Raw genomic sequence first — 26,364 nt, forward strand, 5'->3', positions numbered from 1 at the left:
ACAGATGCGCGCAACCGTGGGCGACCAGCTTGTCCAGCACGGCAGGGTGGTCGGCCAACACGACCAGGTCAGCGAAGTCGTCGAAGTGATGGGTACGGAAGGCAACCCGCCGTACCGCGTCCGCTTCCCGGACGGGCACGAGGCCGTGATGGCCCCCGGTCCCGACTGCGAGGTCAAGCACCGGGAACAGCGGGCCCGCACGCAGTAGGTCAGCGCGGGGCAGTCGCCGGCTGCCCGTAGTGGTCGGCGATCACCCGCGCCATCGCCCCGACCGGGTCCTTCGCCACGTCCCTGGCGGCGAAGAACACGTGCCCGCGCACCTGCGGGTGGCCGGCGGCGAGGGTGAGGTGCCGGGACAACTCCACCGGGTCCTGCCAGGCCGAGGGCTGTCCCGCCGCACCCGCCTTGTAGAGCGCCTCCCCCACGTACAACCTCGTCTGCGTGCCGTTCGCCACCTGTGCCCACCAGTCCACGAGGCGGGCGTAGTCGGCGTCGGCGAAGCCGATGTGCCAGTAGATCTGGGGCACGACGTAGTCGATCCAGTGCTCGCGCACCCATCGGCGGGTGTCCGCGTGCAGGTCGTCGTACGTCTGCACGAGGGCCCGGGTGTCCGAGCCCAGGGGGTCGTTCGAGGCGTTGCGCCACACCCCGAACGGGCTGATGCCGAACCGGGTGCCGGGCCGGAGCTTCCTGATCCGGGCGGCGATCTCGGTCACCAGCTTGTCGATGTTGTCGCGCCGCCAGGCGGCCCGGTTGGCGAAGGCGGCGCCGTACTTGTCGAACGCGGCGTCGTCGTCGAAGGTCTGGCCGGCCAGCGGGTAGGGGTAGAAGTAGTCGTCGAAGTGGACGGCGTCGACGGGGTACTTCGCCACCGCGTCGAGCATCGCGTCCTGGACGAAGGCTCGGACCTCGGGCAGGCCGGGGTTGTAGAAGAGCCGACCGCCGTAGCGCACCACCCATTCGGGGTGCACGCGGGCCGGGTGCGCGGCGGTGAGCCGCGTCGGGTCCGCGTGGTTGGCGATCCGGTACGGGTTGAACCAGGCGTGCAGCCGCAGGCCCCGGGCGTGGGCCTCGGTCACGGCGGTGCCCAGCGGGTCCCAGCCCGGCGCCGTGCCCTGGGTCCCGGTGAGGAAACCGGACCACGGTTCGAAGGGCGAGGGCCACAGGGCGTCGGCCGTGGGTCGCACCTGGAAGATCACCGTGTTGAGGCGGTCGCGGACCGCCCGGTCCAGGTGGGCGATCAGCTCGGCGCGCTGTTCGGCCGCGGACAGGCCGGTCCGCGAGGGCCAGTCGCGGTTGTCGACGGTCGCCAGCCACACGCCCCGCATCTCGGTCGGCGCACGCGGCCCTCCCCGTGCCGAGACCAGGCCCCGGCGCTCGGTCGGCCCTCCGGGCTCCGAGGCCGCGCCCCGCACCGGAGCGAGGGTGGCCAGGGCCGCCGCGGCGAGCGCCCTGCGTGACAGTCGCCCCATCCGGCACACCCCGTACGTTGCGGATCCGCTCCGTCACGGATCGTCTCGCGCCCCAGGATGCCCCCACCCGGACGATCGATCATCGATACTTGGGAGTAACGTGCACGATCGGAGCAGGCTCCGAACCAGCGGACCTGTCAGAGCAGCCGAAGATCAGCGAAGGAGCCGATGTGACGGACATCCCGGCGGGAGACATCGCACGCGTCGGAGTCGTGGGCTGCGGCCAGATGGGAGCGGGCATCGCCGAGGTGTGTGCCCGCTCGGGACTGGACGTGAAGGTCGCCGAGACCACCGGCGAGGCCCTGGAGATCGGCCGTACCCGGCTGTTCAACTCCCTGGCCAAGGCCGCCGAGCGCGGCAAGATCAGCGCGGAGGAGCGGGACGCCACCCTGGAGCGGCTCAGCTTCACCACCGACCTCGGCGAGTTCGCCGACCGCGACCTGGTCATCGAGGCCGTCGTGGAGAACGAGCAGGTGAAGACGGAGATCTTCCAGGTGCTCGACCAGGTGGTGACGCGGCCGGACGCGATCCTGGCCTCCAACACCTCCTCCATCCCGCTGGTGAAGCTGGCGGTCGCCACCTCGCGGCCCGACCACGTCGTCGGCATCCACTTCTTCAACCCGGCCCCCGTGCAGAAGCTGGTAGAGCTGATCCCGGCGCTCACCACCTCCGAGACCACGCTCGGCCGGGCCCAGACGTTCGCCGAGAAGCTGCTCGGCAAGCACGCCATCCGCGCCCAGGACCGCTCCGGCTTCGTCGTCAACGCGCTGCTCGTGCCCTACCTGCTGTCCGCCATCCGGATGTTCGAGTCGGGCATCGCGGGCCGCGAGGACATCGACAACGGGATGGAGATGGGCTGCGCCCACCCCATGGGTCCGCTGAGGCTGTCCGACCTGATCGGCCTGGACACCATCGTCTCCATCGCCAACTCCATGTACGAGGAGTACAAGGAGCCGCTGTACGCCGCTCCCCCGCTGCTCCAGCGCATGGTCGAGGCGGGCCGGCTGGGCCGGAAGACCGGCTCGGGCTTCTACACCTACGGCTGATTACACACGGTAGTTCACCGGTTCACACGGGCCCGGCACCGACTTTCGGTGCCGGGCCCGCGCCTTTCACACACCGTGTGCACGCCGGGCACGCATATGCCCTTCGCACACGCTCCCCACGCGCCCACCAGGCGAGTTGACTCCTGATGCGCATGCAAGTGACGAGAGACAACTACGGAAAGGAGCGGACCCGTGACCGCCGATCCCGAGCATCCCGTGGTCCATGGAGAACTCGCAGAGTTACGTCGCCGCCTCGATGTGGCGTACGCCCGTGTCGAGGGAGGACTGGCCCTGCTCAGTCATCGCACGAAGGAGACCGCCAAGGAGCTGGACGAGCTGAACACCCGGATGGTCTCGCTGGAACACGCACGCTGGCCGCTGCCCTCGGTCGCCGCGCTCACAGCACTGGGAGCGCTTGTCGTGACGGTCTGGCAGGCGCTGGCCCACTAATCATCGGCGAGCCTGAGGTTGTGCAGCAGGAGTAACGCGGCCGCCATGTTGGCGGCCGGGACCTCCCCACGGGCGATCATGTCGGGGACGAGCTTGAGGGGGACCCATTCCCGGCGGTCCGACTCGAAGTCGTCCACGGGATGTCCGACGTACTCGCCCTCGTCGGCCCAGTAGATGTGGTGCCGAGCGTCCGTGAGGCCGTTGGACGGCTCCACGCTCATCAGGTGGTGCAGGGGCCCCGGCCGCCAGCCGGTCTCCTCCTCCAGTTCCCTGGCGGCCGCGCGGGCGATGTCCTCGCCGTCCTCGACGACGCCCGCGGCCAGTTCCCACCCCCAGCTGTCCGTGATGAAACGGTGGCGCCACAGGAGGAGGACCTCGTTGGCCTCGTTCACCACCGTGGCCACGGCCACCGGCCGCAGCCGTATCAGGAAGTGGTCGAGATGCCGGCCGTCCGGCAGCTCGACATCTGCGAGATTGACGCTGAACCAGCGGTTTGCGTACACAGTTTGTTCGTTCAGTTTCGTCCACTGCACGGTTCTGCCACCTTCCGCCGAGTAAGTGGCAATATCGCAGCAGGGACTCCTCAGGCCCACAGGGCGCCTACAGCGGTACGCGCAGTGCTCCGTCGATGAGTTCGGCGGCTTCAGCGGTTCCGGCACAGCCGCTGCGCACCAGGTGTTCGCGTACCGCGCGGAGTCTGTCGCGCAGTCGGCGGGACTCCATCCCGCGGGCCTGTTCGGCCATCTGCACCGCCGTGGCCACCGCTTTGTCGGCGTTGCCCTGGCGGAGTTCGATCGTGCTCAGCATGGCGAGCCGGTGCACCCGGCCCCGGTCGTGGGCGGGGTTGTCCACGGCCGCCGCGGCGTGCTCGCGGGCGGCCGCGAGTTCGCCGAGGCTGAGCAGCGCCTCGGCCACCTGGACGTTGACCAGTCCCGGCTGGACATAGCCGGTCTCGTCGGGCTCGTATCCGCGCCGGATGCGTTCGGCGGCCGCCTCGGCACGCCGTATGCAGGACAGCGCGCTCGTACCGTCGCCGAGGTGGGCGTACGCCTTGGCCTGCATCGCGTACAGGTCCGAGGCGAGCGCGGGGGTGATGTGCTTGCCGGCGGCGCGCAGCGCGGCCTCGGCGAAGGCGACCGCCTGCCGGTACTCCCGCATGAACAGCGCCTGGTTGACCAGGAGCGCGATCACGTACGCCCCAAGTCCCCGGTCCCCGCTGGCCTTCGCCAGGCGCAGGGCCTGGTGGAAGTAGCGCTGGGCGAGTCCGTGCGCGTCGGAGTCGTACGCGCAGATGCCCGCGATCGCCACCAACCCGCCCGTGGCGCGGTGCAGTTGACGGCCGGTGGCGTCGGTGTAGCTGCCGCGCAGCAGCGGGGCCGCCTCGGCGTTGAGGAAGCCGACTATGCGGGTGCGGGTCGCTATGCCACCGGCCTTGCGGTACATCTGCTCGTAGTGGGCGCGGGCGGAGCGGAGCATCTCGATGTCGGCCGAGGTGACCCGGTGGCGGCCGCCGCGGGAGACGTCCACGTCCTCCGGCGGGTTCTCCCACTCCCACACGGGCATGACGGCGGGGGTGCCGGTGACGGCGGGCGCGCCCAGTATGTGCGGGCGTTGCTGCTCGTCGGAGCGCCACAGGGCGGTGGCACGTTCGACGAAGCCGGACAGCGAGGTGGTGTGCGGGGCCGAGGGTTCGCCCGGGACGCCGAGGCCGATGTCGTCGAGCGTGACGGGCCGGTGCAGCCGGGCCGCGAGCACCTCGCAGATCAGGTCGGGCACCTGGCCGCGTGGCCGCTGTCCCTTCAACCACCGCGCCACGGCGGTGTGTTCGTAGCGCAGCGCGAGACCTCGCGTACGGCCCACCTGGTTGACGTGGGCGGCGAGACCGGCATGCGAGATGCCGGCCTCGTCCAGGATCGCGTCGAGCAGAGAGTTGGGCTGCATGTGTGCCCCCCGAGTGGCCTGGTGCCGCCAGACTAGTGCGGGCCCGTTCACACGGGGTGTGAACGGAGTACGCGAATCCGCACGGTGCGCGCACTGTCGCGCAGAGTTTGCAGCCGGTTGACTGAAATGCCTCGCAAGAGGCCGGCCGGGCCGCCGGCTCCCCCTCGAACAGTGCGGTGGCCCGGCCGTCGGACTCGGCCGGGTCGGCCGAGAAGCGGTGCCTACCGATGGGGTGTCGGCTGCGGGTCCGTGGGGGCGTGCCGCGCGGTTCCCCGCGCCCCCAGGGCATGGGTGTGCCGGCGCTCGTTGCGCAGGACCAGGAGGGCGATGTCGTCCGTCGGCCTGCCACCGATGTGGCGTCGCAGTGCGGTGAAGACCGTACGCAGGACGGCCTGCGGCGTCACCGGCCGGTCGTCCACCGTCCGACGCAGCACCGACGGGAGGGAGAAGAAGCTGCCGTGCGCGTCCCTCGCGTCCGCCGCGCCGTCCGTGTACAGGACCAGCGACTCACCGGGAAGCAGATGGCCGCAGCGTATGACCTCCAGATCGCGGGGCAGCGGGAACGGGCCCAGCGGCGGCAGGGGTTCGGCCCCGGCGAGGGCCTCGACGCCGTGCGCGCCGATCAGGTACGGCCAGGGATGGCCGCAGTTCAGCGCGTGCAGTTCGCCGTCCGGGTGGATCTCCAGGAGGAGTACGGTGGCGAACTCCTCGGCGACCGGGTGCTCGGGCTCCTGGCCGCCCGCCGGGTGTTCCGCGCGGCTGCGTTCGCGCAGGTGCCGGGCGAGGGCGCGGTCCAGACGGCACAGGACGCGCTCCAGTCCGGGCTCGTCGTGGGCCGCCTCGCGGAAGCTGCCGAGGAGGGCGGCGACCGTGCCGATGGCGGCCAGGCCGTGGCCGCGTACGTCGCCCATCACGACACGTACGCCGTGTTCGGTGGCGATCACCTCGTACAGGTCGCCGCCGATGACCGCGCCGCGGTCGGCGGCGAGCTGGGCGGCGGCGAGGGCCAGGCCGTCGAGGCGCGGGGGCAGGGGCCGCAACAGCACGCGCTGGGCGGCGCCCGCGACCTTGCGGACCTGCCTCAACTCGCGGACCAGTGCCCGGCGGACCTGGAACACCAGCCCGGTCCCGACCGCGAAGAACACGGCACTGGTGGCGATCCGGGCGCCGAGCCCGGTCTGCTGGGCGAGCGGGCAGGCCAGTTTGTAGGTCACCGCCACGGCGCCCCAGACCGTGGGGAGCGCCAGGGCGAGCGCGCGCCGCCGTGATCGGCGGTGCGGCCCGCGGACGAAAACCCGTCGGGTGGGTGCCCGTGCCTTGATACGGATCATGCCGATGTTCCCCCATGGAGGCCCAGACAGAGCAGACGGACCGGCCCCGAAAGGCCGGTCCGATTCTGTCGACGGCCTGCCCCGAAAAGGCAGGTTCACCGGTAGTTCTCACCCAAATGAGTGAGCCATGTCAGAACACGTGCATTTATGCAGGTGAGGCGCCTGAAGTGGCTCGCCGGAACGCGGGAGACCGCGCGGTCGGCCAGGGGCGACCTGCCCCCGATCGACCGCGCGGTCTCCCGCGGCGACTAGCCGCGCAGCACGGCCCCCGTGCGCTCGCCCGCGAGGGCCACCGCCGTGTCGCGGGCCGCCGAGGCCTCGTCGACGGTCAGCGTGCGGTCCTTCGCGCGGAAGCGGAGCGCGTAGGCCAGCGACTTCTTGCCGTCGCCCAGCTGCTCGGCGTTCTCGTACACGTCGAACAGCCGGATGGACTCCAGCAGTTCACCGGCCCCCTCGCGCAGCGCGGCCTCGACGTCCGCGTGCGGAACGTACTCGTCGACGACGAGGGCAACGTCCTGGGTGGCGACCGGGAAGGAGGAGATGCTCGGCGCCTGCGGAGCGCCGTCGCCGACCTGCTCCAGGGCGTCCAGGTTCAGCTCCATCGCGGCCGTGCGCGGGGGCAGGCCCAGTGCCTTGACGACGCGCGGGTGCAGCTCGCCCGCGTGGCCCACGACCTGCTCGGTGCCGTCGGCGACGACCACGAGCTCGGCGGTGCGGCCCGGGTGCCACGGACCGTACTGGCCCTTGCGGACGATCAGCTCGGCACCGGCCTCACGGGCGACCGCGCGGGCGGCCTCCACGGCGTCGGCCCAGTCGCCCGGGCGGCCCTTGCCCCACCAGCCGGCCTGCTCGCGGGCGCCCGCGAGGACGGCCGCGACGTGCCGCGGCTGGTCGGGCAGCGCGGCGTTCAGCTCGGCGAGCTCGTCGTCGGTGGGACGCCGGTCGACCGGCAGGTTCGCGGCGGCCTTCCGCTCCTCCCGCGGGTGGAACACCAGACCCGTCTCGAACAGCGCCAGGTCGTGCGCGCCCCGGCCGTCGTTGCGCCGCAGCGCACCGAGCAGGCCCGGCAGCAGCGACGTACGGAGCGCGGGCTCCTCGTCGTTGAGCGGGTTGGCCAGCTTCACGACACGACGGTTCGGGTCGTCGGCCTCCAGCAGGAGCTGGTCGAAGACCTGCTCGCCGATGAACGGATAGTTCGGCGCCTCGACGTACCCGGCGCCGGCCAGCGCGCGGCCGACGCGGCGGTGCAGCCGCTGGCGGTGGGTCAGGCCGCGGCCCGAGGGGAGCTTGGGCAGCGTGGAGGGCAGGTCCTCGTAGCCCTCCAGGCGGATGACCTCCTCCGCCAGGTCGTTCGCCTCGGCGAGGTCGGGACGCCAGGACGGGACGGTGACGATGAGCTCGTCCTGCCCGTACACGTCGCAGCCGATCTCCTGGAGGCGGCGGACGACCGTCTCGCGGCCGTACTCCACGCCCGCCACCTTGTCCGGGTGGTCGGCGGGGACGGTGATGATGTGCGGCGCGGACGGCGCGACGACCTCGGTGACGCCGGCGTCGGCGGTACCGCCGGCCAGCAGCACCAGCAGGTCCACCGTGCGCTGGGCGGCGGCGGCCGCGGCCTGCGGGTCGACACCGCGCTCGAAGCGCCGGGACGCCTCGGAGGACAGCTTGTGGCGGCGGGCCGTGCGCGCGACGGAGATCTGGTCGAAGTGCGCGGCCTCGATGACGACCTCGGTCGTGGCGTTCTCCACGTCCTCGTGGTCGGCGATCTCGGTGTTCGCGCCGCCCATGACGCCGGCCAGGCCGATCGGTCCGCGCTCGTCGGTGATCACCAGGTCCTCGGCGTGCAGCCGGCGCTCGGTGCCGTCGAGGGTGACGAGCTTCTCGCCCTCCTCGGCGCGGCGCACGCCGATCGTGCCCTGGACCAACCGCCGGTCGTAGGCGTGCAGCGGCTGACCGAGCTCCATCATCACGTAGTTGGTGATGTCGACGGCGAGCGAGATCGGGCGCATGCCGACCTTCTGCAGCCGGCGCCGCAGCCAGATCGGGGAGCGTGCCTCCGGGTCGAGACCGGTGACGGTGCGGGCGGTGAAGCGGTCGCAGCCGGCCGGCGCGGAGACCTCGACCGGGTAGCCGAAGGCGTTCGGGCCCGGTACGTCGATCAGGGCCGGGTCGCGCAGGGCCAGGCCGTAGGCGATGGCGGTCTCGCGGGCGACGCCGCGGATCGACAGGCAGTCGCCGCGGTTGGCGGTGACGGCGATGTCGAGGACCTCGTCGACGAGCTCCAGCAGCTCGATGGCGTCCTTGCCGACCTCGGTCTCCGGCGGCAGCACGATGATGCCCTTGGTGCCGTCGTCGCCCATGCCCAGCTCGTCGCTGGAGCAGATCATGCCGTGGGACGTCCGGCCGTACGTCTTGCGGGCGCTGATCGAGAACCCACCGGGCAGCTCGGCGCCCGGCAGCACCACGACGACCTTGTCGCCGACCGCGAAGTTGCGGGCGCCGCAGACGATCTCCTGGGGTTCGCCGGTGCCGTTGGCGGTGCCGACGTCGACGGTGCAGAAGCGGATCGGCTTCTTGAAGCCCTCCAGCTCCTCGATCGTCAGCACGCGACCCACGACGAGGGGACCCTTGAGGCCCTCGCCGAGCTGCTCGACCGTCTCGACCTCCAGGCCGGTCGCGATGAGCTTGGCCTGCACGTCACGGCCGGTTTCAGTCGCCGGCAGGTCGACGTACTCCCGCAGCCAAGAAAGCGGGACCCGCATCAGATCTCCATCCCGAACGGCCGGGTGAACCGGACGTCACCCTCGACCATGTCTCGCATGTCCTCGACGTTGTGGCGGAACATCAGCATCCGCTCGATGCCGAACCCGAAGGCGAACCCGCTGTACTTCTCCGGGTCGACGCCGCAGGCGGTCAGCACCTTGGGGTTGACCATGCCGCAGCCGCCCAGCTCGATCCAGCCCTCGGAGGAGCAGGTGCGGCAGGGGCGGTCGGGGTTGCCGACGGACTCGCCGCGGCAGACGTAGCACACCATGTCCATCTCGGCGGACGGCTCGGTGAACGGGAAGAAGTTCGGCCGCAGCCGGGTCTTCATGCCCTCGCCGAACAGGGACTGGACCATGTGGTCCAGGGTGCCCTTGAGGTCGGACATGGTCAGGCCCTCGTCCACGGCGAGCAGCTCGACCTGGTGGAAGACCGGGGTGTGCGTGGCGTCCAGCTCGTCGGTGCGGTACACGCGGCCGGGGCAGATCACGTAGACCGGCAGCTCGCGGTCGAGCAGCGAACGGATCTGGACCGGCGACGTGTGGGTGCGCAGCACGACACCGGACTCGGTGCCGCCGTTCTCGCCCTGCACGAAGAAGGTGTCCGCCTCGCCGCGGGCCGGGTGGTCCGGGCCGATGTTGAGGGCGTCGAAGTTGAACCACTCGGCCTCGACCTGCGGGCCCTCGGCGACCTCGTAGCCCATGGCCACGAAGACGTCCTCGATGCGCTCGGACAGGGTGGTGAGCGGGTGGCGGGCCCCGGCCGGCACGCGGTCGTGGGGCAGCGTGACGTCCACCGACTCCTCGACCAGGACGCGGGTGTCACGCTCCGCCTCCAGCTCGGCCTGGCGGGCGGCGAAGGCCTTGTTCACGGCGCCGCGGGCCTGGCCGACACGCTTGCCGGCCTCGGCCTTGGCGTGCGGGGGCAGCGCGCCGATCTCGCGGTTGGCGAGGGCCAGCGGAGACGTACCGCCGGCGTGGGCGATCTTGGCCTCCTGGAGCGCGTCGAGGGAGTCCGCGGCGGCGAAGGCGGCGAGCGCCTCGTCCCGCATGCGCTCGATCTCTTCCGGTTTCAACGCCTCGACCTCGACAGGGTCGTACGACTTATTCGGTGCCGACATCTCTTCCCGTGCTTCCGATTGGCTGGCGGATGGTCCCCGTGACCGGTTCAGGGCCGTGTGCAGGACACAAAGGTGCCAAAGGCCGAGTCTAACGGGGTGGGGGTGTGCGAATGCGCCCGTGGGCCGTCAGGCGAGATACGCCGGGGCGCCCACGGGCAACGTAAATCGGAACTCGGCGCCGCCGCCGGCGGCGCGGCCGACCGTGATGGTGCCGCCGTGGACCTCGACGATGCCCTTGACGATGTAGAGCCCGAGGCCGGTGCCGCCGCGCTTGCTGCCCCGCCAGAAGCGGGTGAAGACGCGGTTCATGGACTCCTCCGGGATGCCGGGCCCCTCGTCGCTCACCGTGACCGACGTGGCGGTGTTGGCCGCGGTGGCCGTGGTCGTGATGTCAATGGTGACGGTTCCCTCGCCGTGCCGCACGGCATTTTCGATGAGGTTGCTGAGCACCTGGTCGATCTTGTCCGGGTCGGCCCAGAGCGCGGGCAGCGGCTGCTCGATGCGCAGCAGGAACCGGTCGGCGGGCTGACCGGCGGCGACGTAGGCCTGGATGTGCCGGCCGACGGCCGCGCCGATGTCGACGGGCTGGCGGCGCAGCTCCAGGCGTCCGGAGTCGATGCGGGAGATGTCGAGGAGCTCGGCGATGAGCCGGGTGACGCGGTCGGCGTCGGCGTCGACGGTCTCCAGCATCAGCCGCTTCTGGTCGTCCGTGAACCGCTCCCACTTGGCCAGCAGGGTGGCGGTGAAGCCCTTGACGGAGGTGAGCGGAGAGCGCAGCTCGTGGGCGACGGTGGCGATCAGCTCGGCGTGGCTGCGCTCGGTGCGGCGCCGGGCCTCGGTGTCCCGCAGGCACACCACGACGCGGCGGACGGGTCCGGTGGGGTAGCTGCGGATGTACCGGGCCGACACGAGGACCTCGCGGCCGCCGGGCAGCAGCAGATTGCGCTCGGGCTGGCCGGCCCGGATGGCCAGGCCCCCGTACGGATCGGTGAGCTGCCACCAGCGTCGGCCCTCCAGGTCCTCCAGGGGCAGCGCCTTCTCCAGGCGCCGGCCGAGGGCCTCGGCGGGGGACACGGCGGTGATGCGGGCGGCGGCCGCGTTGAAGCAGACGACGTGCCCGTGCTCGTCCGCGACGACGAGGCCGTCGGGCAGTTCGTCGGGGCCGATGCCGAGTTCGGCGAGGTCACCGTGGCGGGGCGCGGGCACGCAACGCGCGTCCCGGTCTCCCTGCGCACTGCTCGTGCCGACGCTCATCCCCGTACTCCACCTCTCCGTCGGAGCAGGCCCCCCGAGCTGGTCACCCTACTAGCTCTCGGTGACGGAGCGGCACCCTCCGGAGGCGCGCTGTGCACGGGCCGACGCGTAGAGACATACGGCGGCCGCGGTGGCGAGGTTCAGGCTCTCGGCCTTCCCGTGGATCGGGACGCGCACCACGGCGTCCGCCAGCGCGCGGGTGTCCTCCGGGAGCCCCCAGGCCTCGTTCCCGAACACCCACGCCGTGGGTCCGCCCATGGTGCCCTTGTCGAGTTCGTCGTCGAGGTCGTCGGTGCCCGCCCCGTCGGCGGCGAGGATGCGCACCCCGGCGGCCTTGAGCCCTTCGACGGCCCTGTCGACCGGGACGCCGACGGCGACGGGCAGGTGGAAGTGGGAGCCGACGGAGGCGCGGACGGCCTTGGGGTTGTAGAGGTCCACGGAGGCGTCGGTCAGTACGACGGCCTCGGCGCCGGCGGCGTCCGCGCAGCGCAGGACGGTGCCGGCGTTCCCGGGGTCCCGCACGTTGGCGAGGACGGCGACGAGCTTGGGGCGGGCCGCGAGGATCTCCTCGAACGGTGTGTCGAGGAACCGGCACACCCCGACGAGCCCCTGCGGGGTGACGGTGGTGGAGATGTCGGCGATCACTTCCTCGGAGGCGAGGTGCACCCGTGCGCCCGCGCCGCGGGCGTCGCCGATGATGTCGGCGTACCGCTCGGCCGCCTCGACGGTGGCGAACAGCTCGACCAGCGTGTCCGTCCCGCCGGTCCGGTGCCCGGCCGCCTCGCGCACGGCCTGCGGTCCCTCCGCGAGAAACAGCCGGTCCTTGCCCCGGAAGTTCCGCTTGGCCAGCCGACGAGCGGCGGCGACGCGCGCGGAGCGAGGAGAGATGAGTTCTGGGGTGGCCGGGGGCATTCTCTTCACCTTCAGGAGTACGTTCACAGCGCAACGGACCCGCAGGCCGGAAAGCCTGCGGGTCCGTACAGTCACGTCGGCCTGGGGCCGGTGGGGTGTCAGGCAGCCTTGGGGGCGTTGACGTCCGCCGGCAGGGCCTTCTGCGCGACCTCGACGAGGGCGGCGAAGGCACCCGCGTCGTTGACGGCCAGCTCGGCCAGGATCTTGCGGTCGACCTCGACGTTCGCGGCCTTCAGACCCTGGATGAAGCGGTTGTACGTGATGCCGTTGGCGCGGGCAGCGGCGTTGATGCGCTGGATCCACAGCTGACGGAAGTCGCCCTTGCGCTTCTTGCGGTCGTTGTAGTTGTAGACCAGCGAGTGGGTGACCTGCTCCTTGGCCTTGCGGTACAGGCGCGAACGCTGACCGCGGTAGCCGGAGGCCTGCTCGAGGATCGCCCGGCGCTTCTTGTGGGCGTTGACTGCCCGCTTGACGCGTGCCACTTTTTAACTCCTTGTAGCGGGGCCGCGGTTGTCTTCACGCGGCCCGGAAACGATTGGGTCCCGGTCCTGACGTAGGGCGCGGATCGTTCGGACGATCAGGCGCGCCGGTGCGTCACTTGCCGAGAAGCTTCTTGATCTTCGCGGCGTCGCCCGGGGCCATCTCGGCGTTGCCGGTGAGGCGACGCGTCACGCGGGACGACTTGTGCTCGAGCAGGTGGCGCTTGCCGGCGCGCTCGCGGAGCACCTTGCCGGAGCCGGTGATCTTGAAGCGCTTGCTGGCACCGCTGTGCGACTTGTTCTTCGGCATAGCGCCGTTATCTCCTCGTCGGTGGCGCTCCGATGCCCGGTCGTGAAACCGGGCACGGTGGAGCGTCGCTCTTGTGTCGATTACTTCCTGGGGACTCACGTCCCCCGGGATCACGCCTCGGCGGATGCCTCGGCAGGGGCCTCGGCCGGAGCCTCGGCGATCTCGGCGTCCTCGAGGTCCGCGGCGTTCTGCGAACGGCCCGGGTTGGCCTTCGCCTCCGCCTTGCGGGCTTCCTGCGCCTGACGGGCCTCGGCCATGGCCTCGGTCTTCTTCTTGTGCGGACCGAGAACCATGATCATGTTCCGGCCGTCCTGCTTCGGGTTCGACTCGACGAAACCGAGGTCCTGGACGTCCTCCGCGAGACGCTGCAGCAGTCGGTAGCCCAGCTCGGGCCGGGACTGCTCGCGACCACGGAACATGATCGTGATCTTGACCTTGTCGCCCTGCTTGAGGAACCGGACGACGTGACCCTTCTTGGTGTCATAGTCGTGCGGGTCGATCTTCGGCCGGAGCTTCATCTCCTTGATGACCGTGTGCGCCTGGTTCTTGCGCGCCTCACGGGCCTTCATGGCCGACTCGTACTTGAACTTCCCGTAGTCCATGAGCTTGCACACAGGCGGACGGGCGTTCGCCGCGACCTCGACCAGGTCCAGGTCGTACTCCTGCGCAAGCTCCAGTGCCTTGGCCAGCGGGACAATGCCCACCTGCTCGCCACTGGGACCGACAAGTCGCACCTCGGGAACGCGAATCCGGTCGTTGATGCGGGGCTCGGCGCTGATGGATCCTCCTCGGTAGCACCACACGGCGGTCTGGCGGACAGCCGCGTATGTCTCTGTTCGTAAGACCTAACCGCGCCGAAGCACAAAAAATGCCCCGGACGATCACAGGCGGGGCTCCAAAAACACTGCCGGAGCACCGCCGCGAAGATCGCGGGGCGCGCTTTCGGGCGACTCCACCGTCCGTACGGAACGGTGGTGGCCGCCTGACCGGGGTGACCCGCCGTCCCGGAGGACGGTCAGGTGGGAGATCGGAGCCTCCACTTGTGGGCCGGGCCTGCTAGCCGTGCGGCATGCCTGTCCGGCCGGTCGTCACACAAGGTTAGCAGCAACGGCGGGGAAGGGCTAATTGGGACGCTGGGGGCTAGGTGAGAGGTGGCCGGGCGGTGCACCTATCGTGTGGGGCATGAGTGAGACCCCTCCTGAGAATCCCGACTTCGACTCCATGGCCCGCGACATCGCCGAGGTCCCGGCGGTCGAGGTGATCGTGACGGTCGCCGTCAACCTGATGAGCGCCGCGGCCGTGAAGCTCGGTCTGACCGAGGAGGGCGACAAGTACAAGGACCTGGACGAGGCCCGCAAGCTGGTGACCGCCCTGGCCGGTCTGCTGGACGCGAGCGCGACCGAGATCAGTTCCTTCCACGCGGCGCCGCTGCGCGACGGTCTGAAGTCGCTCCAGCTGGCGTTCCGCGAGGCTTCGATCGTCCCGGACGAGCCGGGCCAGGGCCCGGGCGAGAAGTACACCGGCCCGATCTACGGCTAGTCGCTTCCCCTCGCCCGCGCGGCGTGTACGGCCGCCTCAATCCCGTACGAACAAGGGCTCGCCCGGAGGCGTCGTCCCGGCCGGCAGAAGTGCCAGGTCGAGGCCGCGCACCAGGCGGGCCCTGAGTGTCTCGTCGGCGGCGAGGCGCTGGGCGAGGGCGCGGGCGGCCTCGCCGGGCGCGGCGGCCGGGTCCAGGACGAGGGCGAGGGTGCCGTCCGCCTCCCCGGGGCCGAGGTGGGCGCGCAGCACGGCGGGCTCGGCGGCCACGGCGGCCCGTACGGCCCCGAGGACGGCCGGGTCGGCGAGCGGGTCGGTCGTGGTGCGGCCCTCGGCGAGCGCGAGCAGCGCGGGCCCGGTCAGCTCGAACGGCACCGGACCGGACATGTCCAGCACCACCGTGTCCGCCTTCTCGTGCGCGGCGGCCTGGAGCGCCTGGTGCAGCGGTACGGCGACCGGGCGGGCGTCGGGGTCCCAGAGGGCCAGCGCGTCCGTGGAGGTGAAGGCGGGCAGCGCGGTGCGGTGGCCGGCCTTGAGGGTCGGTACGGCCATGTCGCTGGTCTTCTCGCGGCGCAGCCCGTTCTCGTCCTCCTCGACCTCGCCGAGTACGGCCACGACCGGGACGAGCAGCCGGGCGCCCTTGAGCGCCTCCAGAACGGGGCCCACGGCGGTACGGTCCTCGGCCCAGGCGGCGAGCGCGGCGCTCAGCCGGGGGTCGGCGGAGCCGTCGTCGTCGGAGAAACCGGGGTCGGGAATGTTCTTGTTCGCCACGGTCACCGACCTTATCGGCGGGGATGCCGAGGGGCTCGCGCGGCCCCCGGAACGCGGCCGGCACCGGGAACACCGGGAACACCGCTTTCACCGGAATCTCAGCCCGGCCTGAGCCTCTTCTCACGTCCGTCCCACGGCACGCACAGTTCCCTCTTCGAGCATCGCGGACATGGAGTCCCCCAGCGTCCGCCGTCGCCGCCGTACGCGCCCCTCCCGGCGCCGGCCGCTCGTCCTCCTCGCGCTCGCCGCCGTCGCCATGGTCGGTGTGACGGCCGCGGGGACCGTGTACGTCAAGGCGCGGGCGCACTCCGGCACGGGCGCCGTATCCTCGGCGGCGTCACCGTCGGCGAGGGGGAGGAAAGCGGTGGAGTCCGTGGAATCCGTGGAGCCGGTGACGGAGCCGGCGGTGGACCGCGGCGCGCTGCTGACGAAGGCCATGGCGTCGGTGACCGTGCCGTCCGGGGCCAAGGTGTCCGCGGCGGTCCTCGACCTGGACTCCGGGGAGAGCGCCGTGCGCGGTGCGGGGGCCTTCGACACGGCGAGCATCGTCAAGGTCGACATCCTGGCGGCGCTGCTGCTGCGGGCGCAGGACGCGGGGCGGCACCTCACCGCGGCCGAGAAGGCGTACGCCACGAAGATGATCGAGAGCAGCGACAACGCCTCCGCGTCGGCGCTGTGGGACACCATCGGCCGGGCCGACGGGCTCGACGCGGCGAACCGGCGCTTGGGGCTCACGGACACGACGGGCGGCGAGGGCGGGCTGTGGGGGCTGACCCGGACCACGGCGGCCGATCAACTGACGCTGCTGCGGCAGGTGTTCGGGGAGGACTCCGAGCTGAGCGAGGCCTCGCGGGCGTATCTGCGGGGGCTGATGACGAGCATCGAGTCCGATCAGCGGTGGGGTGTTTCCGCCGCGGCGGACGGTTCCGCGTGGGCCCTGAAGAACGGGTGGCTGCCGCGCAGCACGACCGGGCTGTGGGTCGTCAACAGCATCGGGCGGGTGACGGTGGACGGCGCCGGCTATCTGGTGGCCGTGCTGTCGGACGGCAACGCGACGCAGGCGAAGGGCATCGCGCTGGTGGAGGAGGCGGCGAGGGCGGCGGTGGAGTCGTTCACGTCGGCGCCGTAGGGCACCGTCCCTCGGCGGGGCCGTAGGTCGACCGTCCGTGTCCCTCAGTGGGTGCGTCTGCGGCCTCTCCACAGGAGCACCGCCGCGACCAGCAGGACGCCGCCGAAACCGCCCGCGAGGGCGCCCGCCCAGCCGGCGGGGTCGCCGTCGGCCCGTTGGGCGTCCGGGCCGGAGCCGAAGTACTTGTCGCCGTAGGCGGCCGAGTGCAGGCCCTTCGGTGCGAGGCGGCCGGCGGCCTTGATGGCGGCGGCGGGGTCGATGAAGCCGAAGCCGCGGGAGTCGTCGCGGCCGCCGCTCGGGGCGTTGCGGGCGGTCTTCTCCAGGAGCTTCTTGATCTGGGCCGGGGTCAGCCCCGGGTGGGCCGCCTTGACGAGGGCCACCGCGCCCGAGACGAAGGCGGAGGCGGCGCTCGTCCCCCAGCCCTGGTAGTACCGGTGGTCCGGGTCGGCGATGACGACGTCGACGCCGGGTGCGCTGACCGTGGCGTACCAGCGGCGGGTGGAGAAGGAGGCGCGGGTGCCGTAGCGGTCGACGGCGGTGGCGGCGATGACGCCCGGGTAGGCGGCCGGGTAGGAGATGTGGTCGCCCTTCTCGCCGCCGTTGCCGGCGGAGGCGACGACGACGGCGCCCTTCTTGAGGGCGTACTGCACGGCCTCGTCCTCACTCGGTTCCGGGTGCGCGGAGGCGGAGTCGTCGCCGAGGGAGAGGTTGATGACGTCGGCGCCGTGGTCGGCGGCCCAGCGGATGCCTTCGGAGAGGGCGTTGCCACGGGTGGAGCGGGCCTTGCCGCGGGCGGTGTCGCCGTCTTCGAGGATCACCCGGACGGGCAGGACCTTGGCCTCCGGGGCGATGCCCAGGACGCCCTCAGAGTCACCGGGGCCGTGGCCGTGACCGGCGATGATGCCGGCCATGGCCGTGCCGTGCCGGGCCCAGGCGCGGTCGCCGCGCCTCGCGCCGAAGCCGATCAGGTCCTTGCCGGGCAGGACGTTGCCGTCGAGGTCGGGGTGGTCGGCCTCGACGCCGGTGTCCAGGACGGCGACGGTGATGCCCTTGCCCTTGGTGGTCTGCCAGGCCTGCTGGGTGTGCATGGCGGACAGGGCCCACTGCTGGGCGCGAATGCTGTCCGCGTACGCGGTGGTGGAGGGCAGGAGGGCGACGGAGCCGGCGAGGAGCAGGCTCAGGGCCGCGGAGCGGGCGATGCGCTTCATGAGGGCTGCTCCGTGGCCGAGCCGACGGTCGTGCGCAGGCGCCGTACGACGCGGTCGGCCAGGCCCTGTGCCTCCTGGCCGAGGCCGGCCTGGGCGGGGGGCGTGGTGGCGCCGGACTGACTGGCGTCGGCGGCCGGCTGCGGCGTGTCGACGGTCCGTCCGTCCGCCCAGCCGGAGACGGCGTAGGCGACGACCGGGGCGTCGGTCAGGACGGAGATGGTCCAGGAGGCGCGCTGTCTGCTCCCGAAGGCGGCGGCGACGGTGCCCTTCGCGGCGTACGGGCGGGGCACCAAGTCGGTACGGCGGTCCAGGCCCTCGGCCTTGAAGCGGGCGGCGAGGGAGGACATGGCGGCGGAGTCGCCCTTGGTGAAGAGCAGTCCGACGGTGGTGACGTAGCTCTGGGTGGCGTCGGTGTAGGCGGCGCGGAGCAGGCGCTGGCAGCCGACGGGGGCGAGGGCCTTGCGCAGCAGCGGGTCGAAGGCGTTGGCGCAGCCGCTGTCCTCGGCGACGGCGATGCGCGTCCAGGTGCGGTCGGCTCCGCCGGGGCCGGCGCCCTGTCCGTTGACGACGGGCGGGAACAGGTCGTCCACGGGGACGCTGTGCCACAGGGTGCCGGCCGTGGCGAACTTGTCGCCGGCGCCCGGTCCCCCGTGGTCACCGGAGAGCCAGCTCCCGGCCACGGCGCCGCCGATCAGCCCGAGCCCGAGCACCACGCAGGCACCGGCGGCAGCGGCCCGGGACCGCCCCCGCATCCCCAACGGCCGGGCCCGCCCCCGCTCGTCGTACCCCTCGACCTCGGCGAACGACACCACGGGCCGCGCCGAACCCGACTCCGTACCCGCGCTCCAGGAAAGAGCCGGGTCCGGGGACAGTGCGGCACCGGGCGATGGGTACGCGGATGCACCGGGCCGCGAGGGGGTGGTGGGGGTGGGGCTCGCCGAGGGCGCGGCCGGGGGCATGGTCGGGCGCGGCGGCGCGGCATTCGCCGCGGGAGGCGCCGGAGGAACGGCAGGTCGCGACGGCACGGAGGTCACCGGCGACGATGTCGGGGGGCCGGCCGGGCGCGGTGCCGAGGGCGGCGCCGACGGAGTAGCGGCCTGGCGCGGCTCGCCGGGCGTCGTGCTGGACGCAGGACGACGAGGTGCGGTGGGAGCCGGTGTGGTCCGCGCCTCGGGCACGGTTCCGGCGGGGCCGGACTGCGGCAGGGTGGCGGAATCGGAGTTCCGGCCGGAGTCGGTACGCCGGTCCGCGTCAGGGCGCCCGTCGGCATCCGCCCGCCGGTCGCCGCCCCCGCGCCGGCCGGCATCCGTACGGCCGTCGACGTCCCCGCGCCAGTCCGCATCCGTGAGGCGGCCGGAATCGGTGAGTCGCTCGGCGTCGGCGCGGCGGCCGAAATCCGTGCGCGTGGGGCGCGCGGTGGGTGCCGTCGGCGGCGTGGTCGGTCTGGGGGGTATGCCGGCGGAGCCCTGGCGCGTGGCAGGGACCGTCGGTGGGGAGGCGCGGCGAGTCGGCGGCTCGGGGTTCGTCGTGGGCGGCGTCGGGCTCAGGCCGGCGGTCGTTTCCGGGCGGGGCTCGGCCGGGGCGTAGGGACGCAGGAACGACACCCTGGGGGCCTGGTCCGGCCTGGGCGGTGTGGCACCGGGAGTGACCCGGTCGGCGTTCTCGCCACGCGCCCCCGTGGCGGGCGGCGCGTCCGGGAAGCGGGCCGAGGCCGGCGGCGGTGGCGGAGACGTGGGCGCGGTGCCCTGCGGCACGCGGGACGGGCGGAGGTGGGGAATGCGAGCACGGGAGTCCCGGGCACCGGGCACGGCACGGGCCCCGTCGGCCTCGCCGCCGCTCCCGCCGCGCGGTGCCACGGACCTGCCGGAATCCGCCCGCACCGACCCGTCCGACACCCGCACCCCCGAGGAAGCGTCCCTGTCCACACCGACGGCACGGCTGCTCAGCGGGGCGTCCACCCGACCCTGACGGATCCCCCCGAAAACATCGACATCAGGCCCGGCCGCACGCCGACTCACCGGAACGTCCGGCCCAGAGGCACTCCGGCCCGCCGAGACCCCCGGCCCAGCGGCACGCCAGTCACCCGGAACATCCGGCCCAGCCGCACGCCAGTCACCCGGAGCATCCGCCGCGGCCGCACCCCGGCCCGCCGGAACATCCCGCCCCGCCACACGCCGCCCCGCCGAAGAATCCACCCCGGCCGCACGCCCCCCGGACCCGGCTTCCTCAGCCGTCGGGGAGCCGAACTCGGGATTCGTCGGGCCCTGCTCAGGGCCGGGGGCGTGGCGGGATTCCGTGCTCATGCACCCCCCGTTTCCTCGTGCCCGGGCCGTTTCCTCGTACACGGGTCGTCCTGGTCGTCGGCCGGAGCCGGTGTGGCAGCCATACCCGCACACGCGGAACCGCATCCCGGCGCAGGGCAGGCGGCCGGAGTCGTTCCGTCGTGCGTGCGCGTCACTCTACGGGTTGTCGCCCGGCGAACGGGAACCGGTCCGCGACGCCGGGGCATCTGCCCGGAACGTCCCCCTACCCTGCGGTAATCCTGTCTGGCAGGCTGCGTTCATGACTGCGCGAGCCGCCGCCCGGGCCCGTTACGACCGGGCCACCGCCCATCTCGACGCTCCTGTCGCGATCGTGGACCTGGACGCCTTCGACGCCAACGCGGACGATCTCGTCCGCCGGGCCGGCGGCAAGCCGGTCCGGGTCGCGAGCAAGTCCGTCCGCTGCCGGGCCCTGCTCGAACGGGTCCTGGCCAAGGAGGGCTTCGCGGGGATCATGTCCTTCACGCTCGCGGAGTCCCTGTGGCTCGCGCGCTCGGGATTCGAGGACGTGCTGCTCGCCTACCCGTCCGCCGACCGGTCCGGCTTCGGCGAACTGGCCGCCGACCCCAAGCTCGCCGCCGCGCTCACCGTCATGATCGACGACCCCGCCCAGCTCGACCTCATCGACGCCTCCCGCTCCGGCGGCCGTGAGGTCGTCCGTGTCTGCCTGGAGTTGGACACCTCGCTGAAGCTGTTCGGCGGGCGCGTGCGCGTGGGAGCGCGTCGTTCGCCCCTGCACTCCCCCGCCCAGGTCGCCGACCTGGCGCGGACCGTGGCGCGGCGGCCCGGGTTCAGGCTGGTCGGGATCATGGCGTACGAGGGGCACGTCGCCGGTGTCGGGGACAGCCTGGCGGGCCGGCCGCTGCGGTCGCGGGCGATACGGCTGATGCAGGCGACCGCCCGCCGTGAGCTGGCCGAGCGCCGTGCCGCCGTGGTGCGGGCGGTCCGGGCCGTGGCGCCGGACCTGGAGTTCGTCAACGGCGGCGGCACGGGCAGTGTGCAGCACACCGCGGCCGAGGACGCCGTCACCGAGATCGCGGCCGGTTCCGGGCTCTACGTGCCCCGGCTCTTCGACACCTACACGTCCTTCAAGGGGCGGCCCGCCGCGCTGTTCGCCCAGCCCGTCGTGCGACGGCCGGGGGTGGGCGTCGTGACCGTGCTCGGCGGCGGCTACCCCGCCTCCGGCGCGGCCGGAGCCGACCGGCTGCCGGTGCCGTACCTCCCGGAGGGGCTGCGGTACGACCCGCAGGAGGGCCCCGGCGAGGTGCAGACGCCGCTGCTCGGCTCGCCCGCCGACGACCTGCTCATCGGCGACAAGGTGTGGTTCCGGCACGCCAAGGCCGGTGAGCTGTGCGAGCGCTTCGACACGCTGCACCTGATCGAGGGGGACGCGGTGACGGCGACCGTGCCCACCTACCGGGGTGAGGGGCAGACCTTCCTCTGAGCCCGAGCGCGGCCGCCGGCCACGCCCGCCCCGTCCGGCCCACCTGGACCTACCCGGCGTCGAAGAGGTCCGGCAGCACCGAGCCGTCCGGATGCCGGAGCGGTCCGTGGGTGCCGTCCGGGGCCGTGTAGGCCGAGGTGGAGCACGGATACGGGTCGGTCCTGCGCGGCAGCGGGTCGATGAACATCGGGTTGACCAGCCAGCGTCCGTCGGCGTCCTCGTAGGCCCGGCACATCAGCTCGGGCTTGTTCCGGTTGACGACCAGATGCGCGGCGGTGGCGTCGCCGACGAAGGTGACGTCGGTGTCGGCGTCGCCGGCGGCGAGGACCGGCCGCCGCGTCCGGGGCCGGCGTTGCCAGGCCGCGGCGCCGTGGATGCCGTACACCTCCTGGTTGATCCAGCAGCGCTTGCCGTCGATGTACGGGATCGCCTCGCCGCGGGTCGCCGGCAGGCCGCCGCAGCCCTCGGTGCGGGTGGTGAGGCGGCCGTGGCGGTCGAGGACCGAGCGGATGGCGACGGTGTGCGCCGCGTCGATGCCGAGGCCGCGGGACCAGACCTCGGTGATCGGTTCGGCGCCGGCGGAGACGATGTAGACCGTGATTCCGGCCCGCCGCAGCGTGCGGATCAGGTCGCGCATCTGGTCGTAGTAGCGGACGTAGGCGGGAACGGTGTGGGTGCCGAGGACGCGGGTCGCGCCGACGGGGGCGGCCAGGGCCTCGCGGCGGGCGGCTCGGGCGTAGGCGGAGAGTTCGGCGGGGGTGCGGCCCGCGAAGAGCTGCGGGATCCAGGCGTACTGCGGGACGGTGCGCCGGTGGTTCCAGGTGCCGGCGAAGGCCGGGGCGCCGCTCATGGTGGTGGCGTTCTCGCGGATTTCGAGGATCTCGTCCGTGCAGCGGGGCCGGGTGGAGGTGGGCAGGGGCGCGCGGACGCCGGTGCCGCAGGCCTCGGTGAGGGCCCGGTCGGCCGCGTCGGTGAGCCACGCGCTGGTGTCCTTCCAGCGGGCGGGGCGCAGGAGTGCGTCGTGCCGCAGGGCCCAGGACAGGGTGGCGTCGGTGACGTCGTTCTTGGTGACCGTGTTGTCCCAGTCGAAGGCCGCGACCGGGCGGGGCCGGCGGTCGGGGCCGGCGCAGGTGCCGTGGTCGTCGATGACCTGCTGGAGGTGGGCGCGGTTGTCGCCCTGCCAGCTGCCGGTCAGCCGGGGGCAGCGGGCGGGTGCGCCGGTGGCCGGTGCGGTGGGTGCGGCCGCCAGGGCGGCGGCCGCGACCAGGGTCCACGCGAGAGGCAGTCGCATACGACCCGAACCGTACCGTTCGTCCTTCTACAGGGGCGTGACGTACGCGCCCGAGATTCCGCCGTCGACCAGGAAGTCGGTGGCGTTCACGAAGGAGGAGTCGTCGCTGGCCAGGAAGGCGACGGCGGAGGCGATCTCCTCGGCCTCGGCGAACCGGCCGAGCGGGATGTGCACGAGGCGGCGCGCGGCACGCTCGGGGTCCTTGGCGAACAGCTCCTGCAGGAGCGGGGTGTTGACCGGGCCCGGGCACAGGGCGTTGACCCGGATGCCCTCGCGGGCGAACTGCACGCCGAGCTCGCGGGACATGGCGAGCACGCCGCCCTTGGAGGCCGTGTAGGAGATCTGCGAGGTCGCCGCGCCCATCCGGGCCACGAAGGACGCCGTGTTGATGATGGAGCCCCGGCCCTGGCGGCGCATGTAGGGGATGGCTGCCTTGCAGCACAGGTAGACGGAGGTGAGGTTGACCTCCTGGACGCGCTTCCAGGCCTCCAGGCCGGTCTCCAGGATGGAGTCGTCGTCGGGCGGGGAGATGCCGGCGTTGTTGAAGGCGATGTCGACGCTGCCGTAGGTGTCGTAGGCCGTCTTGAACAGGGCCTCGACCTGCTCGGGGTCGGTGACGTCGACCCTCACGAAGATCCCGCCGACCTCGTCGGCGGCGGCCTTGCCGCGGGCCTCGTCGACGTCGCCGCAGACGATGTGGGCGCCCTCGGAGGCGAGCCGGCGCGCAGTGGCGAGGCCGATGCCGCTGCCGGCTCCGGTGATGACGGCGGTGCGGCCGACCAGGCGGCGGCAGATGGGGGCAGAGGTCTGAGAGGTCACAGTGCGGGGCCCTCCGTGCTGATGAAGACGTTCTTGGTTTCGGTGAAGGCGGTCAGGGCGTCCGGGCCCAGCTCGCGACCCAGGCCGGACTGCTTGAAGCCGCCGAACGGGGTCCAGTAGCGGACGCTGGAGTGGGAGTTGACGGACAGGTTGCCCGCCCGGACGGCCCGGGAGACGCGCAGGGCGCGGCCCAGGTCGCGGGTCCACAGGGAACCCGCCAGCCCGTACGGGGTGTCGTTGGCGAGGCGGACCGCGTCCTGTTCGTCGGTGAAGGGCAGCAGGACGGCGACCGGGCCGAAGATCTCCTCGCGGGCCGCCTCGGAGTCGGGCCGCTCCCCCGTGAGCACGGTGGGCGCGAACCAGAAGCCGGGTCCGTCGGGCGCGCTGCCGCGCAGCGCCCGGGCGTCGTCCGGCACGAAGGACCGTACGCGGTCGAGCTGCTGACGCGAGATCAGCGGGCCCATCTGGGTCTTCTCGTCGGCGGGGTCGCCCACCACCACGGCCGACAGGGCGTCGGCGAGGAACGCGTGGACCTCGTCGTAGACGGACTCCTGGACGAGGATGCGGGTGCGGGCGCAGCAGTCCTGGCCGGAGTTGTCCAGGAAGGAGAAGGGGTCGACGGCGGTCTTCAGGTCGGCGTCGGCGAAGACGATGTTCGGGCTCTTGCCGCCGAGTTCGAGCGTGACGGGCTTGACCTGCCGGGCGCAGCGTTCCATGACCTCGCGGCCGGTGCGGCTGGAGCCGGTGAACACGATCTTCGCCACGTCGGGGTGGTCGACCAGGGCGCGGCCGGCGATGTGGCCGTACCCGGGGAGGACTTGGAACAGCCCCTGAGGCAGGCCCGCCTCCAGGGCGAGTTCGGCGAGGCGCAGCGCGGTGAGCGGCGTGGTCTCGGCCGGCTTGAGGACGACGGCGTTGCCCGCGGCGAGCGCCGGGAAGGAGCCCCAGGCGGCGATGGGCATCGGGAAGTTCCAGGGGGCGATCACGCCGACGACCCCGAGGGGCTCCTGGAAGGTGACGTCCCAGCCGCCGGGCACGGGGATCTGCTTGCCGAGGAGCCGTTCGGCGCCGCCGGCCGCGTACAGCAGGAGGTCGCGGGCGTTGCCGGCCTCCCAGCGGGCGTTGCCGAGGAGGTGGCCGGCCTCGCGGACCTCCAGCTGCGCGAGTTCCTCGACGTGGGCGTCGACGGTGTCGGCGAAGCGGCGCAGCAGCCGGGCCCGGTCGGCGGGCGCGACGGCGGCCCAGGCCGTCTGCGCCCGCTCGGCCCGTGCGACGGCGGCGTCCACGTCGGCGGCGGTCGCGGCGGGGACGGTGGCCACGATCTCCTCGGTGGCCGGGTTGAGTACCTGGAGTTCCAGCTCGTTCGACAAGGAAGGGCCCCTCACATGCGTTCGAAGGAGCGGCGCAGCTCCCAGTCGGTGACCGCGGCGTCGAAGGCCTCCAGCTCGACGCGCGCCATGTTGCGGTAGTGCGCGACGACCTCGTCCCCGAAGGCGGCCTTGGCGATCGGGCTGTTCTCCCAGAGCTCGGCGGCCTCGCGCAGGGTGGTGGGGACGTGTGCGAAGTCGGCGGCGTAGGCGTTGCCGGGGCAGGGCTCGGGCAGTTCCAGCTTCTGCTCGATGCCGTACAGGCCCGCCGCGACCAGGCCGGCGACGGCGAGGTGCGGGTTGACGTCGCCGCCGGGCAGTCGGTTCTCGAAGCGCAGGGACTTTCCGTGGCCGACGACGCGCAGGGCGCAGGTGCGGTTGTCGTGGCCCCAGGCGACGGCGGTCGGGGCGAACGAGCCCGGCTGGAACCGCTTGTAGGAGTTGATGTGGGGGGCGTACAGGAGGGAGAAGTCGCGCAGGGCGGCGAGCTGTCCGGCGAGGAAGTGCCGCATGATCTCGGTCATGCCCTCGGGTCCGGCCATGACGTTGGTGCCGTCGGCGTCCGTGAGCGAGAGGTGGATGTGGCAGGAATTGCCCTCGCGCTCGTTGTACTTGGCCATGAAGGTCAGGGACATGCCCTCCTGGGCGGCGATCTCCTTGGCGCCGGTCTTGTAGATCGCGTGCTGGTCGCAGGTGCGCAGGGCCTCGTCGTAGCGGAAGGCGATCTCGTGCTGGCCGGGGTTGCACTCACCCTTGGCGGACTCGACGGTGAGGCCGGCGCCCGCCATCTCGTTGCGGATGCGGCGCAGCAGCGGCTCGATGCGGCCGGTGCCGAGGACCGAGTAGTCGATGTTGTACTGGTTGGCCGGCGTCAGGCCCCGGTAGTGGGCGTCCCAGGCCTGCTCGTAGGTGTCCTTGAAGACGATGAATTCGAGTTCGGTGCCGACCTGTGCGGTGTAGCCGAGCTCCGCGAGGCGCTCCAGCTGGCGGCGCAGTATCTGGCGGGGGGCGGCGACGACCGGGGAGCCGTCGTTCCAGGCGAGGTCGGCGACGAGCATGGCCGTGCCCGCGTTCCAGGGGACGCGGCGCAGGGTGGCCAGGTCGGGGTGCATGGCGAAGTCGCCGTATCCGCGGTCCCAGGAGGACATGGCGTAGCCGTCGACGGTGTTCATCTCGGCGTCGACGGCGAGGAGGTAGTTGCAGCCCTCGGTGCCGTGGTGCAGGACTTCGTCGAGGAAAAAGCGTGCGGCGAACCGCTTGCCCTGCAGACGCCCTTGCATGTCGGGGAACGCCAGGACAACAGTGTCGATCTCACCGCTCGTGACGAGGGCATGCAGCTCCTCGACACTGAGTGGGGGTGTGCGGTCTGCCACGGGAGAGCCTCCTTCGGCTTCTTCGGT

Annotated in this window: 25 protein-coding genes; 7 read left to right on the top strand and 18 right to left on the bottom strand. The window is 72.4% G+C overall.

Features of this window, described 5'->3' with window-relative positions:
* The first annotated feature begins 4 nt into the window (after positions 1 to 4).
* Positions 5 to 208: a DUF1918 domain-containing protein gene (locus ACWGKT_RS22160; protein ID WP_453275039.1), complete on the top strand. Its 204-nt coding sequence runs from the start codon at positions 5 to 7 to the stop codon at positions 206 to 208.
* A 1-nt stretch (position 209) separates the two neighbouring features.
* Here the strand turns inward: ACWGKT_RS22160 and ACWGKT_RS22165 are convergent, their stop codons facing one another.
* Positions 210 to 1,472: a glycoside hydrolase family 10 protein gene (locus ACWGKT_RS22165; protein WP_453275040.1), complete on the bottom strand. Its 1,263-nt coding sequence runs from the start codon at positions 1,470 to 1,472 to the stop codon at positions 210 to 212.
* A gap of 170 nt (positions 1,473 to 1,642) precedes the next feature.
* Here ACWGKT_RS22165 and ACWGKT_RS22170 point away from each other — a divergent pair, with 170 nt between their 5' ends.
* A complete protein-coding gene (locus tag ACWGKT_RS22170; RefSeq protein WP_356143814.1) occupies positions 1,643 to 2,518 on the top strand; it encodes a 3-hydroxybutyryl-CoA dehydrogenase in 876 nt (291 codons plus the stop codon).
* Between the two features lie 192 nt (positions 2,519 to 2,710).
* Positions 2,711 to 2,968, top strand: a complete 258-nt coding sequence (locus ACWGKT_RS22175; protein ID WP_356143816.1) for a hypothetical protein — start codon at positions 2,711 to 2,713, stop codon at positions 2,966 to 2,968.
* Here the strand turns inward: ACWGKT_RS22175 and ACWGKT_RS22180 are convergent.
* The 10 genes from ACWGKT_RS22180 to infC form a co-directional block, all read right to left on the bottom strand.
* Positions 2,965 to 3,501: an NUDIX hydrolase gene (locus ACWGKT_RS22180; protein ID WP_453275041.1), complete on the bottom strand. Its 537-nt coding sequence runs from the start codon at positions 3,499 to 3,501 to the stop codon at positions 2,965 to 2,967. The two genes, ACWGKT_RS22175 and ACWGKT_RS22180, sit on opposite strands and share 4 nt — an antisense overlap.
* A 67-nt stretch (positions 3,502 to 3,568) precedes the next feature.
* The gene (locus ACWGKT_RS22185) at positions 3,569 to 4,909 is read right to left on the bottom strand and encodes a transcriptional regulator (protein WP_356143820.1); all 1,341 of its coding nucleotides are present in this window, start codon (positions 4,907 to 4,909) and stop codon (positions 3,569 to 3,571) included.
* Between the two features lie 221 nt (positions 4,910 to 5,130).
* The gene (locus ACWGKT_RS22190) at positions 5,131 to 6,240 is read right to left on the bottom strand and encodes a PP2C family protein-serine/threonine phosphatase (protein WP_453275042.1); all 1,110 of its coding nucleotides are present in this window, start codon (positions 6,238 to 6,240) and stop codon (positions 5,131 to 5,133) included.
* Between the two features lie 248 nt (positions 6,241 to 6,488).
* Positions 6,489 to 9,002, bottom strand: coding sequence for a phenylalanine--tRNA ligase subunit beta (gene pheT, locus ACWGKT_RS22195; protein ID WP_453275043.1), 2,514 nt, complete (start codon positions 9,000 to 9,002; stop codon positions 6,489 to 6,491).
* Complete coding sequence (gene pheS / locus ACWGKT_RS22200) at positions 9,002 to 10,123, bottom strand: phenylalanine--tRNA ligase subunit alpha (protein ID WP_453275044.1); 1,122 nt, start codon at positions 10,121 to 10,123, stop codon at positions 9,002 to 9,004. The genes pheT and pheS overlap by 1 nt, the downstream gene beginning before the upstream one ends.
* A 126-nt stretch (positions 10,124 to 10,249) precedes the next feature.
* On the bottom strand, positions 10,250 to 11,377 hold the full coding sequence (locus tag ACWGKT_RS22205; RefSeq protein WP_453275045.1) for an ATP-binding protein: 1,128 nt from the start codon (positions 11,375 to 11,377) through the stop codon (positions 10,250 to 10,252).
* 51 nt (positions 11,378 to 11,428) lie between these two features.
* Entirely contained in the window at positions 11,429 to 12,289 is an 861-nt protein-coding gene (locus ACWGKT_RS22210) for a TrmH family RNA methyltransferase (RefSeq protein WP_235460529.1), read from the bottom strand.
* Between the two features lie 98 nt (positions 12,290 to 12,387).
* Positions 12,388 to 12,771: a 50S ribosomal protein L20 gene (gene rplT, locus ACWGKT_RS22215; protein ID WP_055492778.1), complete on the bottom strand. Its 384-nt coding sequence runs from the start codon at positions 12,769 to 12,771 to the stop codon at positions 12,388 to 12,390.
* Positions 12,772 to 12,883: 112 nt separating this feature from the next.
* Positions 12,884 to 13,078, bottom strand: a complete 195-nt coding sequence (gene rpmI / locus ACWGKT_RS22220) for a 50S ribosomal protein L35 (RefSeq protein WP_003977225.1) — start codon at positions 13,076 to 13,078, stop codon at positions 12,884 to 12,886.
* A gap of 110 nt (positions 13,079 to 13,188) precedes the next feature.
* Positions 13,189 to 13,881 (bottom strand): translation initiation factor IF-3, encoded by a 693-nt coding sequence (gene infC / locus ACWGKT_RS22225; protein WP_356143832.1) that lies wholly within the window; start codon positions 13,879 to 13,881, stop codon positions 13,189 to 13,191.
* 379 nt (positions 13,882 to 14,260) lie between these two features.
* Here infC and ACWGKT_RS22230 point away from each other — a divergent pair, with 379 nt between their 5' ends.
* Positions 14,261 to 14,617, top strand: coding sequence for a DUF1844 domain-containing protein (locus ACWGKT_RS22230; protein ID WP_235460527.1), 357 nt, complete (start codon positions 14,261 to 14,263; stop codon positions 14,615 to 14,617).
* 36 nt (positions 14,618 to 14,653) lie between these two features.
* Here the strand turns inward: ACWGKT_RS22230 and ACWGKT_RS22235 are convergent, their stop codons facing one another.
* Entirely contained in the window at positions 14,654 to 15,385 is a 732-nt protein-coding gene (locus tag ACWGKT_RS22235) for an SseB family protein (protein ID WP_356143836.1), read from the bottom strand.
* A gap of 169 nt (positions 15,386 to 15,554) precedes the next feature.
* On the opposite strand from ACWGKT_RS22235, the gene ACWGKT_RS22240 reads away from it, so the two are divergent.
* Positions 15,555 to 16,514 carry a serine hydrolase gene (locus ACWGKT_RS22240; protein ID WP_453275046.1) on the top strand — a complete coding sequence of 320 codons (960 nt, stop codon included), beginning with the start codon at positions 15,555 to 15,557 and terminating at the stop codon, positions 16,512 to 16,514.
* Positions 16,515 to 16,558: 44 nt separating this feature from the next.
* Here ACWGKT_RS22240 and mycP read toward each other — a convergent pair whose 3' ends face one another.
* Both mycP and ACWGKT_RS22250 read right to left on the bottom strand, forming a co-directional pair.
* Positions 16,559 to 17,722 carry a type VII secretion-associated serine protease mycosin gene (gene mycP, locus ACWGKT_RS22245; RefSeq protein WP_453275047.1) on the bottom strand — a complete coding sequence of 388 codons (1,164 nt, stop codon included), beginning with the start codon at positions 17,720 to 17,722 and terminating at the stop codon, positions 16,559 to 16,561.
* Positions 17,719 to 18,531, bottom strand: coding sequence for a hypothetical protein (locus ACWGKT_RS22250; protein WP_453275089.1), 813 nt, complete (start codon positions 18,529 to 18,531; stop codon positions 17,719 to 17,721). Before ACWGKT_RS22250 ends, mycP begins: the two co-directional genes overlap by 4 nt.
* A gap of 967 nt (positions 18,532 to 19,498) precedes the next feature.
* Here ACWGKT_RS22250 and ACWGKT_RS22255 point away from each other — a divergent pair.
* Positions 19,499 to 19,690 carry a hypothetical protein gene (locus ACWGKT_RS22255; protein WP_453275048.1) on the top strand — a complete coding sequence of 64 codons (192 nt, stop codon included), beginning with the start codon at positions 19,499 to 19,501 and terminating at the stop codon, positions 19,688 to 19,690.
* Between the two features lie 594 nt (positions 19,691 to 20,284).
* Positions 20,285 to 21,487, top strand: coding sequence for an amino acid deaminase/aldolase (locus tag ACWGKT_RS22260; protein ID WP_453275049.1), 1,203 nt, complete (start codon positions 20,285 to 20,287; stop codon positions 21,485 to 21,487).
* A 49-nt stretch (positions 21,488 to 21,536) separates the two neighbouring features.
* Here ACWGKT_RS22260 and ACWGKT_RS22265 read toward each other — a convergent pair whose 3' ends face one another.
* Genes ACWGKT_RS22265 through ACWGKT_RS22280 form a run of 4 tightly spaced genes read right to left on the bottom strand, consistent with a single transcriptional unit; the run spans position 21,537 to position 26,337 of the window.
* Positions 21,537 to 22,778: a haloacid dehalogenase-like hydrolase gene (locus ACWGKT_RS22265; protein ID WP_453275050.1), complete on the bottom strand. Its 1,242-nt coding sequence runs from the start codon at positions 22,776 to 22,778 to the stop codon at positions 21,537 to 21,539.
* Between the two features lie 27 nt (positions 22,779 to 22,805).
* The gene (locus ACWGKT_RS22270; protein ID WP_235458157.1) at positions 22,806 to 23,597 is read right to left on the bottom strand and encodes a 3-oxoacyl-ACP reductase; all 792 of its coding nucleotides are present in this window, start codon (positions 23,595 to 23,597) and stop codon (positions 22,806 to 22,808) included.
* Complete coding sequence (locus ACWGKT_RS22275) at positions 23,594 to 24,967, bottom strand: aldehyde dehydrogenase family protein (protein ID WP_453275051.1); 1,374 nt, start codon at positions 24,965 to 24,967, stop codon at positions 23,594 to 23,596. The genes ACWGKT_RS22270 and ACWGKT_RS22275 overlap by 4 nt, the downstream gene beginning before the upstream one ends.
* Before the next feature lie 11 nt (positions 24,968 to 24,978).
* Complete coding sequence (locus ACWGKT_RS22280; protein ID WP_356143854.1) at positions 24,979 to 26,337, bottom strand: glutamine synthetase family protein; 1,359 nt, start codon at positions 26,335 to 26,337, stop codon at positions 24,979 to 24,981.
* Positions 26,338 to 26,364 lie beyond the last annotated feature (27 nt).

It is taken from the genome of Streptomyces sp. NPDC054794 (genome assembly GCF_053611585.1).